The organism is Enterobacter sp. BIDMC 26 (assembly GCF_000534435.1).
In the GTDB taxonomy this organism is placed as follows: domain Bacteria; phylum Pseudomonadota; class Gammaproteobacteria; order Enterobacterales; family Enterobacteriaceae; genus Enterobacter; species Enterobacter ludwigii.
In genome coordinates this window covers 1,414,095-1,427,257 of record NZ_KI973182.1, presented here as the reverse complement: position 1 = coordinate 1,427,257, position 13,163 = coordinate 1,414,095, and the positions used below count along the sequence as shown (strand labels likewise).

At 54.4% G+C, this 13,163-nt stretch carries 13 protein-coding genes; 5 read left to right on the top strand and 8 right to left on the bottom strand.

Translation table 11 applies throughout. From position 1 onward, the window contains the following. The first annotated feature begins 5 nt into the window (after window positions 1-5). Window positions 6-1,007, top strand: a complete 1,002-nt coding sequence (gene ftrA / locus L462_RS16560; protein ID WP_032678135.1) for a transcriptional regulator FtrA — start codon at window positions 6-8, stop codon at window positions 1,005-1,007. 158 nt (window positions 1,008-1,165) lie between these two features. Here ftrA and L462_RS16565 read toward each other — a convergent pair whose 3' ends face one another. Next, the gene (locus tag L462_RS16565) at window positions 1,166-1,528 is read right to left on the bottom strand and encodes a hypothetical protein (protein WP_020884170.1); all 363 of its coding nucleotides are present in this window, start codon (window positions 1,526-1,528) and stop codon (window positions 1,166-1,168) included. A gap of 242 nt (window positions 1,529-1,770) precedes the next feature. On the opposite strand from L462_RS16565, the gene L462_RS16570 reads away from it, so the two are divergent. Further along, window positions 1,771-2,001 carry a DUF2554 family protein gene (locus L462_RS16570; RefSeq protein ID WP_025204219.1) on the top strand — a complete coding sequence of 77 codons (231 nt, stop codon included), beginning with the start codon at window positions 1,771-1,773 and terminating at the stop codon, window positions 1,999-2,001. Here the strand turns inward: L462_RS16570 and L462_RS16575 are convergent, their stop codons facing one another. Both L462_RS16575 and L462_RS16580 read right to left on the bottom strand, forming a co-directional pair. After that, window positions 2,002-3,966 carry a peptidase U32 family protein gene (locus tag L462_RS16575; protein WP_014170027.1) on the bottom strand — a complete coding sequence of 655 codons (1,965 nt, stop codon included), beginning with the start codon at window positions 3,964-3,966 and terminating at the stop codon, window positions 2,002-2,004. An 80-nt stretch (window positions 3,967-4,046) separates the two neighbouring features. Beyond that, the gene (locus L462_RS16580; protein ID WP_014170026.1) at window positions 4,047-4,574 is read right to left on the bottom strand and encodes a helix-turn-helix domain-containing protein; all 528 of its coding nucleotides are present in this window, start codon (window positions 4,572-4,574) and stop codon (window positions 4,047-4,049) included. Window positions 4,575-4,666: 92 nt separating this feature from the next. Between L462_RS16580 and L462_RS16585 the strand changes: the two genes are divergently transcribed. Then, the gene (locus L462_RS16585; protein ID WP_020884173.1) at window positions 4,667-5,833 is read left to right on the top strand and encodes a benzoate/H(+) symporter BenE family transporter; all 1,167 of its coding nucleotides are present in this window, start codon (window positions 4,667-4,669) and stop codon (window positions 5,831-5,833) included. On the opposite strand, the gene L462_RS16590 is transcribed toward L462_RS16585, so the two are convergent. Further along, the gene (locus L462_RS16590; protein WP_025204220.1) at window positions 5,813-6,685 is read right to left on the bottom strand and encodes a helix-turn-helix domain-containing protein; all 873 of its coding nucleotides are present in this window, start codon (window positions 6,683-6,685) and stop codon (window positions 5,813-5,815) included. The two genes, L462_RS16585 and L462_RS16590, sit on opposite strands and share 21 nt — an antisense overlap. A 173-nt stretch (window positions 6,686-6,858) precedes the next feature. Between L462_RS16590 and L462_RS16595 the strand changes: the two genes are divergently transcribed. Further along, entirely contained in the window at window positions 6,859-7,755 is an 897-nt protein-coding gene (locus L462_RS16595) for a DMT family transporter (RefSeq protein WP_014170023.1), read from the top strand. A 33-nt stretch (window positions 7,756-7,788) separates the two neighbouring features. Here the strand turns inward: L462_RS16595 and L462_RS16600 are convergent, their stop codons facing one another. Together L462_RS16600 and L462_RS16605 are read right to left on the bottom strand one after the other, a co-directional pair. Then, the gene (locus L462_RS16600) at window positions 7,789-8,463 is read right to left on the bottom strand and encodes a DUF3313 domain-containing protein (RefSeq protein ID WP_020884175.1); all 675 of its coding nucleotides are present in this window, start codon (window positions 8,461-8,463) and stop codon (window positions 7,789-7,791) included. Window positions 8,464-8,598: 135 nt separating this feature from the next. Beyond that, entirely contained in the window at window positions 8,599-10,194 is a 1,596-nt protein-coding gene (locus L462_RS16605; RefSeq protein WP_032678134.1) for an ABC transporter substrate-binding protein, read from the bottom strand. Window positions 10,195-10,305: 111 nt separating this feature from the next. Here L462_RS16605 and pepT point away from each other — a divergent pair, with 111 nt between their 5' ends. Further along, window positions 10,306-11,535: a peptidase T gene (pepT, locus tag L462_RS16610; protein ID WP_020884177.1), complete on the top strand. Its 1,230-nt coding sequence runs from the start codon at window positions 10,306-10,308 to the stop codon at window positions 11,533-11,535. On the opposite strand, the gene tehB is transcribed toward pepT, so the two are convergent. Then, entirely contained in the window at window positions 11,532-12,125 is a 594-nt protein-coding gene (tehB, locus tag L462_RS16615) for a tellurite resistance methyltransferase TehB (protein ID WP_032678133.1), read from the bottom strand. The genes pepT and tehB overlap by 4 nt on opposite strands. Beyond that, window positions 12,125-13,126 (bottom strand): dicarboxylate transporter/tellurite-resistance protein TehA, encoded by a 1,002-nt coding sequence (gene tehA, locus L462_RS16620; RefSeq protein WP_032678132.1) that lies wholly within the window; start codon window positions 13,124-13,126, stop codon window positions 12,125-12,127. Before tehA ends, tehB begins: the two co-directional genes overlap by 1 nt. Window positions 13,127-13,163 lie beyond the last annotated feature (37 nt).

Genomic DNA, 13,163 nt, shown 5'->3' with positions numbered 1-13,163 from the left:
CGCTTATGCCAGAAAACAGCAAAAAGATGACAAACTTAAGACAGATTTCCCGCCCTCAGGTCATTGTGCTGGCGTATGACGGTTTGTGTACCTTTGAGTTTGGCGTGGCAGTGGAAATCTTTGGTCTGCCGCGTCCGGAGCTGGGAGACGAATGGTATCGTTTTGCCGTCGCGGGCGTAGACAGCGGTGAACTTCGGGCGACCGGCGGGATTCGCCTCATCACCGACGGCGATTTAACCCTGCTTGAGACGGCCGACCTGATCGTTGTGCCCGGCTGGCGAGGACTGGATTCACCGGTTCCGCCCGCGCTCTGCGCGGCATTACGTAAGGCCAATGCGCGGGGATGCCAGCTTTTGTCGATCTGTTCCGGCGTGTTTGTTTTTGCCGCTGCCGGGCTGCTGGATGGGCGTAAAGCCACAACGCACTGGCGCTATATTGAGGCGCTTAAGGCCCGTTACCCGGCCATCGAAGTGGTTGAAGATGTACTTTATCAGGACGACGGCGACATTCTCACCTCGGCGGGCAGCGCGGCAGGTATCGATTTATGCCTACACGTAGTCCGGCGGGATTATGGGATGGAAATCGCCAACACCGTAGCGCGTCGTCTGGTCATTCCCCCGCACCGGGATGGCTCACAGCCGCAGCAGCTAAGCCGCCCGGTGGCGCAACTGCGCGAAAGTCAGCGTCTCGGTCAGCTGTTTGATTTTCTGCACACCCATCTTGCCGTATCGCACAGCGTTGATTCACTGGCGCGTCGGGTCGGCATGAGTCAACGCACCTTTCTGCGCCGCTTTCAGGATGCGACCGGCACCACGCCCGCGCGCTGGCTGCTCAATGAGCGCCTGCTGAGGGCAAAAGATTATCTGGAAAGCAGTCGTTTAAGTATCGACAGCATCGCGGAGCAGACCGGATTCGGTCAGGCATCGACCCTGCGTCACCATTTTCGGCAGCAGTTCGCCCTTTCACCGGCCCAGTATCGCAAACACTATTCGCGTCCTGACCGCTAGTGGCCGGATTGCAGACAAAAAAAACCGCCATAATATGGCGGTAAATGCTTGCATGGATAGATTTGTATTTTGGTCTCTACGTCCCGACACTCCATGGCCGGGCAGCGGATCTCTTACAAACTAACATCCATAGTCTCAATGAAAGGTAAACAGCCTGATTAACCCGCTTTGGTATTGATTTGCAAATAACGCATCAGACCCTGCTCCGCGCTCTGTTTTGCATCATCATTGATGGCTTCCAGATAAAACGAACGCGACACACCATACGGTGCTTTTTCAGACGGATAAACCGCAAACTCGAATGTTTTACCTCTTGCCTGATTGGTGCAGCCTAATTGCCAGCGCTGGTCATCAATTTTGGTGCTATTACAGGCCACGCGTCCGTAATCGCTGGTTAAATATGACCCAACACGCGCTTTCGCGGACTGAATATATTCTGGTTCGTCATTACTAATAGAGTAAATACCTGCACCCGCCCCAACAGCAACCACCAGCAGCGCAAGCGCTATCATTTTTTTCATTTAACAAGACCCATTCCTTAGCCAGAGTTTAACCATTATATAGGATTTATCCTTAAAGCTAGTGGCTAATTACGTACCAGAATTGGCGGTTAACAAACTTGATGCTAATTTTAGGAAAAGTCTCATCCCAGCTGTCGCCGCACAGAATTTGACACTCTCTTTGCGCTAATTTGAATTTTTGAATAATTTCCCGACGAAATTATTGGCATGATAGTTCCGCGATGGCATTCAACGGTGAAATAATGATGAGAAAAGGGTTAACGCTGATATTGCTGGTGTGTGGTTTATTTTCAGGTCAGCTGATGGCAGGACATAAAGGCCATGAATATGTGTGGGTAAAGAATGTGGAGCATCAGCTCCGCCATGAAGCGGATAGCGATGAATTACGCAGCGTTGCCGAAGAGTCTGCGGAAGGTTTGCGCGAACACCACCTGTGGCAGAAATCGCGCAAACCGGACACGCACTTTCGGTAATTAATTACCCTTACGCTTCGGCAGGGTTTTCATTAAATCGTCCGGGCTCACGGAGGCCACAACGCTACCCGGTGACGGCATTTTGAAAATATGATTTTTCATCTTGCCAATCACATGCATTTCGCACGGACGGCAGTCAAATTTCAGGGTCAGCACTTCGTCGCCATTCACCAGCTGCATCGGTGTGGCCTTCCAGCTTTTAATATTCCCTTTCGCCTGTTTCGGGCAGAGGTTGAAGGCGAAGCGCAGACAGTGCTTGGTGATCATCACCGGCACATCGCCCTTCTCTTCATGCGCTTCATAGGCTGCGTCAATCAGCTGTACGCCGTGACGGTGATAGAATTCACGCGCTTTGTGGTTATAGACGTTCGCCAGGAAGGACAAGTGCGTGTCAGGGTAAACCGGCGCAGGAACGGTTTCGGCCTTGCGGCTGCCGCGTGGATAGTTAGCCAGGCGGGCGGCATCCAGCATTTCTGCCGTCTCGCGGCGGAACTGGTTCAGCAGGCTGTTCGGAACAAACAGGGCATCCGGCAGGTTAACGTCGATATGACGCGCGTAGTAAAGGGTCTGCCCCAGCTTCGCCACGCCATCCTTCAGGTTGTTAAGGGCTTTTTCCGCGTTGTTTGCCACCTCGAACAGGCCATCAAGCGTATGCGTCACGCTGATACCGTCTTCACAGGTCATGGTCAGGATCAGCTGCTCTTCCCAGCCGCCCAGTTCAATGTCCACCGCGATACGACGTTCGCTCGAGGTTTTCAGCAGCGCCTGCTGCCAGTTGTGGTCAAGGTTACGGTTCAGTGCCGCGTTAGGGCGCGCTTTGTAGAGATCCGCAGGCATCTCGTTTGGCCATACGCGATAGCGATTTTCACCGGTTTTTTCCACCGTATTCGCACGGAAGCCCACCACTTCACGCTTGATCATCACGTTCAGGCCATCGCCGTTGGCCAGCGGCTCGGTCACTTCCACGTCGAGGTGATCTTTTGCCACTTTCAGCACTTCACCCACCGGCAAACCGATAAACTTCGGTGAATCAAACGCGCCGATATCCCCTTTACGGGCATTCACAAAGTAGTCAGTGCTGCCGCGGTGGAAAGTTTTGTCCGTTGACGGAATAAAGAAATGCTCGGTACGACCGGCCGACGCACGCGCCAGGTCACCGCGATCTTCAATGATGGCATCCAGCATCTGACGATAGTGAGCGGTGATGTTCTTCACGTAGCTCATGTCTTTATAACGCCCTTCAATCTTGAAGGAGCGCACACCGGCGTCAATCAGCGCACCCAGGTTGGCAGTCTGATCGTTATCTTTCATCGAGAGCAGGTGTTTTTCGAACGCCACAACGCGGCCCTGATCGTCTTTCAGGGTATACGGCAGACGACATGCCTGAGAGCAGTCGCCGCGGTTGGCGCTGCGCCCCGTCTGGGCGTGGGAAATATTGCACTGACCAGAATAGGCGACGCACAGCGCGCCGTGGATAAAGAATTCAATGGTTGCGTCGGTCGCCTGGTGAATATCGCGGATCTGGTTCAGGTTCAGCTCACGCGCCAGCACGATCTGGGAAAAACCCACATCAGAAAGAAACTTCGCCTTCTCTACCGTGCGGATATCGCACTGGGTACTGGCGTGCAGTTCAATGGGGGGAATATCCAGCTCCAGCACGCCCATATCCTGCACAATCAGGGCATCGACGCCGGTCTGGTAGAGATCGGTAATTAAACGTTGCGCAGGCTCCAGCTCATCATCATGCAGAATGGTGTTCAGGGTCACGAACACTTTCGCCCCAAAGCGATGGGCGAACGGCACCAGTTCAGCAATATCGCTCAGGCTGTTGCTGGCGTTATGACGGGCACCAAAGCCAGGCCCACCAATGTAGACGGCATCAGCACCATGAAGGATCGCTTCACGGGCGATGGAGGCGTCGCGGGCCGGGCTTAAGAGTTCGAGATGATGGGATTGCAGGCGCATACTTCGTCGTTATCCGTTATGGTCAAAATGGCGGCTATTGTAGTCAGAAGTATGCGGCAGCGAAACAGTTTTGCGTCGCTTCAGCGGGGATAATGGATCAGGGAGTGAAAATGCACCGGCCGGTCGCTGCTGTTGCGATAGGCGTGCGGTTTATCCCCGGCAAAACGCACCCCCGAATCGGCAGTAATGGTCTGCCACTCGCCATCGATGTTCATCTCCAGTTCGCCGCTGATCACCACCACGTGTTCAATCACGCCCGCCTCGTGGGGCGTGGATTCGCTCAGGGCACCGGCAGCGAGGGTTATCGAAAAGTGGTCAAACTTTAGCGTCTCATCCCACGGGAATAACGGTTTCACCACCATCGCCTGCTGTTCCGGGTCGAATACCGCCTGCCTGTCAGCTGCCGGCGTGATGAAGGCAGAAAAAGGGATGTTCAGCCCCGTGGCGATTTTCCACAACGTGGATACCGTCGGGCTGGATTCATTGCGCTCGATTTGCCCGAGCATGGCCTTTGAAACGCCGGTCTCTTCCGCCAGTCTGGCGAGGCTCCAGCCACGCGCCTGACGCTCGGTTTTCAGTGTGTAAGCAAGATGTTGTGTGATGTCCATGTTCCCTCCTGAAGCGACCGATCATACCACTTGTACGCTATAACGCACAGTGTTACCTTAGGGCGGACGTTATAACGCACAACGGAGTCTTCATGCGCCCTTCATCCTCACTCTTTCCTGCCGTTCTCGCCGGTTTTGTCGCCGTTCTGGTGGGATATGCCAGTTCCGCCGCCATTATCTGGCAAGCCGCTGCTGCCGCAGGCGCAAACGCGCAGCAGATCGCCGGCTGGATGACGGCCCTGGGGATAGGTATGGGGGTCAGCACGCTGGCGCTTTCCTGGTGGTATAAAGCCCCGGTACTCACCGCCTGGTCTACGCCCGGCGCGGCGCTGTTAGCCACCAGCCTGCACGGGGTAACGCTTGCCGAGACCATCGGGATTTTTATCTTTGCCAACGCGCTCATTCTGCTGTGCGGCGTAACCGGGTTGTTTGCTCGCCTGATGAAGCTTATCCCGCATTCCCTTGCCGCTGCTATGCTCGCCGGGGTGCTGCTCAGGTTTGGACTGCAGGCGTTCAGCAATCTTGAGGGGCATTTTTTACTGTGCGGCAGCATGCTGGCGGCATGGCTGTTCGCCAAAGCGCTGGCCCCCCGCTACGCCATTGTCGCCACGTTGCTGGTGGGCAGTATGGTGGCCTGGGCGGGAGGTGACGTTGTCACAAAAGAGTTAACCCTTTCCGTGGTGATGCCCACGTTTATCGCGCCAACCTTTACGTTAACCAGTCTGATAAGCATTGGCGTGCCCTTCTTCCTGGTCACCATGGCGTCCCAGAATGCGCCGGGCTTCGCCACGATGCAGGCTTCCGGCTATCCTCTGGCCGTATCACCACTGATGATCGTCACCGGAGGGCTGGCTCTGGTGTTATCCCCGCTCGGCGTCTTTTCCATCTGTATCGCCGCGATCACCGCTGCGATTTGCCAGAGCCCGGATGCGCACCCGGATGCCAGCAAACGCTGGCTTGCCGCCATGGCCGCAGGCGGGTTTTATCTGCTGGCGGGCATTTTTGGCGGATCCATTTCCGGGCTGATGGCCTCCCTTCCCCTGAGCTGGATCCAGATGCTCGCCGGCCTGGCGCTGCTGGGCACCATCAGCGGGAGCTTGTATCAGGCACTGAACAACGAAACGGAGCGCGACGCGGCAATTGTCACCTTTCTGATGACCGCCAGCGGCGTCACGATCCTGGGTATTGGCTCTGCGTTCTGGGGGCTGGTGCTGGGCGGCGTATGTTATACGGTCTTTTCACACCTTCGCCGCGCGTAGCTGCGAGGGCGTTATGCCCATCATGCTGCGAAAGCGGTTACTGAAATGGCTGGCGGAGTTAAACCCGCAGGCCAGCGCGATATCCGTGAGCGGTGTGGTTGTGTGCTGCACCAGCGCTTTGGCTTTCTCCATTCGACGCTGCATCACGTACTGATGCGGTGCCAGCCCCATGGACTGACGGAACATCCTGGCGAAATGATACTCGCTCAGCGCGGCCTGTTCGGCCAGTTCCGCCAGCGTTAGCGGCTGGGAAAGGTTCTCTTCGATAAACGCCAGCACGTTACGCAGCACAAACGGCGACAACCCGCCGGTCACCACCGGCAGTTTCCACTGCACGCTGGAGTAATTCTGTAACAGGTGGGTCATCAACAGCGTAGACGCGGTACTCAGGGTGAGCTGGTTAGCTTTTTGCTGCCAGTCGCAGCCGAGCAAAAACTGACGGTAAAGCGCGGTAATTTTCGGGTCGCTGCCGAAGATCTTTTCATCCAGCGTCAGGGACAGCGGGCGCTTGTCCCAGATTTTTTCCCCGACATCACGCAGATGCTCATCGGTGCAGTAGAGATGGACAAACGACAGATCATCGCGAATATCCCACGTCGATTCACTCTCTTTTGGCATCAGACAGAAACGGTCCGGGCCGCCGCCGTTTTTCCAGCCGCCCGGCGTTTTTTGATAGCTCTCATAACCGTCCGCCACGTACAGGCTGAGGGTATGGTGATTACTTTTCACGGTTATCGTGTCGTGCTTGTTGTACCAGGCTGCCAGTTGAATACCGGAATTCAGCGCAACGGTTTCCCGCAGCACGGCGTTCTGCTGGCGTAGCGTTTCAAAGGTATCGTAAGCGCGAGACATAGCTATTAACGGGTGAGTAATCAGACTCTCAGTCTATGAAGTGTTGCGCCACGATGCCAGATCTGCAGCCACAAAAAAGCGCAAGAATATGCAAGTCCACCGCAAATCGGTGAAAGCAATGTCATGCCACTCGCGCCAGACTGCACTTTTCAGTATGTGAGAAGAGAGCAACAATGAACGCATTACTCTATGGACTGGTGGTGGTGATATGGGGAACAACCTGGATTGCCATTTTCCTGCAACAGGGGCCAGTCGCAGCCCCGGTGTCAATTTTCTGGCGCTTTGCCGTGGCCTGCGCCACGATCATGATCGTCTTAATTGCCCTGCGTCGGCTTCGTAAGCTGGCCTTGCGGGATCATCTCTTTTGCATGCTGCAGGGATGCTGCGTTTTTTGCTTCAACTTCTGGTGTTTTTACACCGCCGCCGCGCACATCAATACCGGGCTGGAGTCGGTGATTTTCTCGATGGCCGTACTGTATAACGCCATCAACAGCTTTATTTTCTTCGGTCAGCGCCCACCCGCACGCTTCTGGACGGCGGCGGCCCTGGGGCTTATCGGGATCATCACCCTCTTCTGGGACGACCTGCTGGCGAGTGGCTGGAGTGCCTCCCTGCTGACGGGGATTGGTCTTTCAGCACTGGGGACCTACGGGTTCTCGCTGGGCAATATGATCAGCATGCGCCACCAGCGAAAAGGGCTGGAGACCATGACCACCAACGCCTGGGCGATGTTTTACGGTACGGTCATTATGGGCTGCATTGCCCTGTTCCGGGGTGACAGTTTTATCCCCGAATGGACGGTGAGTTACATTGGCGCGCTGCTTTATCTCGCCATTTTTGGTTCGGTCATCGCTTTTGGTGCCTACTTCACGCTGGTGGGACGCATTGGCCCGGGCAAAGCGGCATACAGTACGCTGCTCTTCCCGCTGGTGGCGCTGTCCATCTCCACGGTCTATGAAGGTTACGTGTGGCATCTCAACGGCATCATTGGATTACTGCTGATTCTGGGCGGGAATATGGTGATGTTTACGAAACCGGAAACCTGGTTCAGACGTTTGCGTATGGCATAAAAAAAAGGCCTGCAGCAATGCAGGCCTTTTTGATTATTTCGCGGTTTTCTTAACATCAAACATGGTGGCATCTGTCGCCATGTCATCCACAACCTGTTTTAACGTTGCGAAGCCCATTGGCGTGTTTTCGTTCGCCAGCTCTTTACCTTCGCCTTTACGCACGACCTTCATGACCGGCTTATTCGTCGCCGAATCAATCAGCTCGCCTTCGAAGAAGAGATGGGTATCCATGGTGCGGTGCCCCGTTGCCATCTGCGTACCTGCAACCACTAACGCGACGGGCACTACTTCATAGAACTGCAGACCTTCTTTCTGCGAACTCACACCGGTAATCGCACCGCGGAAGATCAGGCTGTGTTTACCTGGTGTCGTAACAACAGGTTTACGCTGGCTGATTGCCGCTTTCATTTTGGTGTTGGTATAAGCCAGAAGCTCATCAAGCGTTTTTTGACCAATTTGGGTCGTTGGTTTTGGCGCTGGATAATAGGTGATTGGCGTCCATAAAATACTGTCGTAATTTGCCTCGTTATACGACGGGTCGACCCAACGCAGCGTCGGTTTACCCGTTGCGGACGTTGTTTGCTGCAATCCAGAATAATCTTTTAAAAAGCCTGAATATTGTTCGGGGGCGGCGACTTTAGACGAACAGCCCGCTAACGCCAACAGACCAGAAAGCACTGCAACTTTAAAAAAAGTGTGAGTACGCATGATGGTATTCCATGTTATCTGCAAGTATGCATTTGAAGTTATAGCAAAAGTCTGGCGGGTTTGTTGTGACAAAAAATGATGTAAGCAGCACAAATTGCGAAAAGATTGCCCGACTGAACGCCGGGCAGTGAAAAACTACTGATTAATATCAACCTGCCAGAACAAATGCTTGCCGAACGGATCGATTTCATAGCCCGTGACTTCCTTGCGCACCGGTTCAAAAATCGTCGAATGGGCAATCATTACTGCCGGTATCTGGTCATGCATCATCTGCTGAGCCTCTTTATACAGCGCCACGCGTTTATCATGATCGGTTATCGATTTCGCTTCAGCGATAATTTTATCAAATGGTTTGTAGCACCATTTGGCGGAATTAGATCCACCGTTAGCCGAAGTACAGGTAAATAACGGACCAAAGAAGTTATCCGGGTCGCCGGTTGCGGTGGTCCAGCCCATCAGCGCGGCCTGGTGTTCACCGCCCTTCACCCGCTTAAGATACTCGCCCCATTCATAGGTGACGATTTTGGTCTGGACGCCAACCTTCGCCCAGTCGGCCTGAATCATCTCCGCCATCCGTTTTGCGTTCGGATTGTAGGGACGCTGAACCGGCATCGCCCATAAATCGATGCTGATGCCGTTTGCAAAACCAGCCTCCTTCAACAACGCTTTCGCTTTTTCAGGATCGTAGTCGTAATCCTTCAGTTCGCTGTCGGCGCTCCAGACGCCGGGTGGCAGCAGGTTTTTCGCCGCCGTGCCGGTGCCGTGGAATACCGCGTCAATAATGGCCGGCTTATTGATGGCCATTGCCAGCGCCTGGCGAACCTTCACGTTATCCAGCGGAGGTTTTTGCGTATTGAAGGCCAGAAAACCGGTATTCAGCCCGGCTTTACTCATCAGATTAATGTCTTTGTTAGCCTTCATGCGCGGCAGGTCCGCCGGGTTTGGAAACGGCATCACCTGACATTCGTTCTTCTCGATTTTGGCAAAACGCACCGAGGCATCGGGCGTGATGCTAAACACCAGTCGATCCAGCTTCGATTTGCCCTGCCAGTACTCCGGAAACGCAGTGAACAGGATGCGCGAATCTTTCTGGTACTGCGCCAGCTTAAACGGCCCGGTGCCAATCGGGTCCATATCCACCTTTTCCGGCGTGCCGGCTTTCAGCATCGCGTCGGCATACTCCGCCGACAGGATCGAGGCGAAATACCACGCCAGATCGGCGACAAACGGCGCTTCCGGATGGGCGAGCGTAAAGCGCACGGTGTACTCATCGACTTTATCAATGGCCGTGATCAGGCTACCGAACTCAAGGCTCTCGAAGTTGGAATAGCTGCCGTTAGAGACGTTGTGATAGGGATGATTTACATCCTTCTGGCGCATAAACGAGAAAATCACGTCGTCGGCGTTAAAGTCGCGCGTCGGCCTGAACAATTTATTACTCTGGAATTTCACCCCTTTACGCAGATGGAAGGTATAAACCTTGCCGTCCTCGCTCACCTCCCAACCTTCCGCGAGGCTCGGGACCAGTTCCGTTGTACCCGCCCTGAAATCGACCAGCCGGTTATAGACCGGCACGGCACTGGCATCCACGCTGGTTCCCGACGTGTATAACTGAGGATTAAAATTTTCCGGCGATCCTTCAGAGCAATACACCAGCGTTTTTGCCGCGACGGTGGAACTGACCGTGAGCGCAGCAAGTGCCAGCGTTAACATTGTGAGTTTGCTTTTCATCATTTATTCCTGTCTTTTTAATTCGACGGCTAATTAATTCTTTTGCCATTTCATAAATATCATTAAAGTGATGTAGCAAACACCTGAAAAATAAATACAGAAGGAATCACTATGGGCTCGGCACTCTCCAGACAATTAACGCACCGCTTCTTCCGCTATCTCGCCATCACCAGCCAGAGCGATCCCAGAGTGAACACCCTTCCCTCTACGCCGGGCCAGCACGACATGGCGCGTGAGCTGGCCCAGGAGCTGGCGCAGCTGGGTTTAGACGATATTGTGATTGATGAATACGCGACGGTTACTGCGGTTAAAAAAGGTAATGTAGCCGGGGCGCCACGCATCGGTTTTATTACCCATATTGATACCGTCGATGTCGGTTTATCACCGGATATTCATCCACAAATATTAAAATTTACGGGTGAAGACCTCTGTTTGAATAAAGAGAAATCAATCTGGTTACGCGTAAAAGAGCATCCGGAAATTCTGGCTTACCCGGGTGAAGAGATTATTTTCAGCGACGGGACCAGCGTATTAGGCGCAGATAATAAAGCCGCCGTCACCGTGGTCATGACGCTGCTGGAAAACCTGACGCCAGAACACCAGCATGGCGACATTGTGGTCGCGTTTGTGCCGGATGAGGAGATCGGCCTGTGTGGCGCGAAGGCGCTGGATCTAAACCGTTTTGACGTTGATTTTGCCTGGACCATCGACTGCTGTGAGCTGGGTGAGATTGTTTACGAGAACTTCAACGCCGCGGCGGCAGAAATTCGCTTTACCGGCGTAACGGCTCACCCCATGTCCGCCAAAGGCGTGCTGGTTAACCCACTGCTGATGGCGACAGACTTCATCAGCCATTTTGACCGCCAGCAAACCCCGGAATGCACCGAGGGGCGTGAAGGCTATATCTGGTTTAACGGCATTCAGGCGGGGCAAAACGAGGCCGTCTTAAAAGCGAATATCCGTGATTTTGATAAAGCACAGTTTGCCGCCCGCAAGCAGCAGATTGCCGATGTCGCGGCGTTGATTGCCGGGCAGCATCCTACGGCAAAGGTGGAGTATCGCATTGAAGATACCTACAGCAATATCAGCAATGCGATTGGTGAGGATCGTCGCGCTATCGACCTGATGTTTGAGGCCATGGAATCCCTTGGGATCACGCCCAAACCGACGCCAATGCGCGGCGGTACTGACGGCGCAGCGCTCTCGGCAAAAGGCCTGCTCACGCCAAACTTCTTCACCGGCGCGCATAACTTCCACTCGAAGTTTGAGTTTCTGCCGCTGTCGTCGTTCGAGGCCTCATACAACACGGCCCTGCAGCTCTGCCTGCTGGCCGCCCGTTAAGCGGGCTTGCGCGCCAGCAGCGTGGCAAAACGCAGTTTGATGCGGTTACCGTTCTCGTCAGTGCGGTGCAGTTCGCCCACCTCTTCGTTGTACTTGAGCAACGCCCAGCCCTCGTAGTAGTTGCTCAGTTCACCGCTTTTGAACGCAAACGGGAAGCCGACGGTGCACGGGTAATCCGCCGTGTCCATCGCGGCAACAATCAGGTTATAACCGCCGGGTCTGGTGCAGCGCTGCATATTGCCGATCAGGCCCGGAATGGTTTTCGCTTCCAGGAACATCAGCACCACGGTAGAGAGAATAAAATCGTATTCGCCCTCAAAGCTCAGGTTGTTCAGATCTTTGATTGCCGTCTGCAGGTTTACGATGCCTTCTTCCGCTTTGATGCGCTCAATATTATCGATACTCAGTGGATTTTTATCCCACGCGGTCACGTCGTAACCGTTGGCTGCCAGATAGAGGCTGTTACGCCCGTTACCGCAGCCCAGATCCAACGTTTTACCCGGTTTCACAATGCCCGCGCTGTACAGCACTTCTGAGTGCGTACGGGTTAAGCCATATTTCTCTGTGAAGTAATTTTCATCAACAGCCATTATTGTTCCTCAGATTGCATAAGCAGCGCTTTATCAGTGCGCACCAGAAGTTTGCCCTGTATCAGCAAGATAAACGTTCGTACCAGCAGCATCCCGATGATGACATTGGTAAAGATAAACAGTGGGACGGCAATGGCGTGAAAAAAGCCCGACGGACTGCTCTGCCCAAGATGAAGCCCCGTGGTGGCCAAGGCCGACACGCCAAACGAGAAGCTCCAGAACGAGGCGTTAAACGGCTGGGACAAATACCATGGCATCAGCCGTAACATAAACAGCAGTTGCAACAGGCCGTAGCCGAACAGCATTTTGGCAAATGTATCCGCCTCACCGCCATTGACGCTAAACCAGGCGCTGCAGGCCACCAGCGCGGGGGCCAGCTGAATACCCAGCGAGGTTCGCAGCGCGGAAGGCAACTCCCCGGCGCTACGAAGTCGTTGCAAAATCACCGGCTCAAGGCTGAGCCAGGAAAAAACGCCCGCCCCGAGAAACACCAGCCCGGCATCGTTAAACCCCAGCGCGCCGCACGCCATGGCGCTGATAAAGTTGTTTGCCACCGTGGGCAGGTATAACCCCGGCGTGGTGGCCTCTTGCGGATGGTTACCGCGCCATAATCCGGCGCTTTGCCAGGCAGCATAAGCCAGCTGTATCACCACCCCGACGCCAAATAACACCAGTGACACCGGGCGCAGCCAGGGCACAAAACCGATGGCGACCAGCATCGTTGTGGCGGGAAAAAGGCTGACAAAACTGCTCATCACCGGGTGGCGCATCTCGGCCAGCACACTTCGCGGGAAACGGATCGCCCGGGCGATAAACGCCACCGTCAGCAAAAACCAAATCACAATCGCAAGGGCCACCAGGCTCTCACCCGGCCAGCGCGTTACGGGCCAGAGCGTGCTGGCGTATCGCCAGGCGAAGCCCATCCCAATGATGCCAAGCACCATACCGAAGTAACCCGCGGGCAGGTTAAGCACTTGTTGAGCGTTGTTATTTTTATTCATTAATTTGAATTTTTAAAATGTATTTTAAATGCCATTT

Excerpts from the sequence above, each read along its gene's own strand:
- ftrA (WP_032678135.1), top strand. The coding sequence starts at position 6 with ATGCCAGAAAACAGCAAAAAGATGACAAACTTAAGACAGATTTCCCGC.
- L462_RS16565 (WP_020884170.1), bottom strand. The coding sequence starts at position 1,528 with ATGAAAAAAATGATAGCGCTTGCGCTGCTGGTGGTTGCTGTTGGGGCG.
- L462_RS16570 (WP_025204219.1), top strand. The coding sequence starts at position 1,771 with ATGATGAGAAAAGGGTTAACGCTGATATTGCTGGTGTGTGGTTTATTT.
- L462_RS16575 (WP_014170027.1), bottom strand. The coding sequence starts at position 3,966 with ATGCGCCTGCAATCCCATCATCTCGAACTCTTAAGCCCGGCCCGCGAC.
- L462_RS16580 (WP_014170026.1), bottom strand. The coding sequence starts at position 4,574 with ATGGACATCACACAACATCTTGCTTACACACTGAAAACCGAGCGTCAG.
- L462_RS16585 (WP_020884173.1), top strand. The coding sequence starts at position 4,667 with ATGCGCCCTTCATCCTCACTCTTTCCTGCCGTTCTCGCCGGTTTTGTC.
- L462_RS16590 (WP_025204220.1), bottom strand. The coding sequence starts at position 6,685 with ATGTCTCGCGCTTACGATACCTTTGAAACGCTACGCCAGCAGAACGCC.
- L462_RS16595 (WP_014170023.1), top strand. The coding sequence starts at position 6,859 with ATGAACGCATTACTCTATGGACTGGTGGTGGTGATATGGGGAACAACC.
- L462_RS16600 (WP_020884175.1), bottom strand. The coding sequence starts at position 8,463 with ATGCGTACTCACACTTTTTTTAAAGTTGCAGTGCTTTCTGGTCTGTTG.
- L462_RS16605 (WP_032678134.1), bottom strand. The coding sequence starts at position 10,194 with ATGAAAAGCAAACTCACAATGTTAACGCTGGCACTTGCTGCGCTCACG.
- pepT (WP_020884177.1), top strand. The coding sequence starts at position 10,306 with ATGGGCTCGGCACTCTCCAGACAATTAACGCACCGCTTCTTCCGCTAT.
- tehB (WP_032678133.1), bottom strand. The coding sequence starts at position 12,125 with ATGGCTGTTGATGAAAATTACTTCACAGAGAAATATGGCTTAACCCGT.
- tehA (WP_032678132.1), bottom strand. The coding sequence starts at position 13,126 with ATGAATAAAAATAACAACGCTCAACAAGTGCTTAACCTGCCCGCGGGT.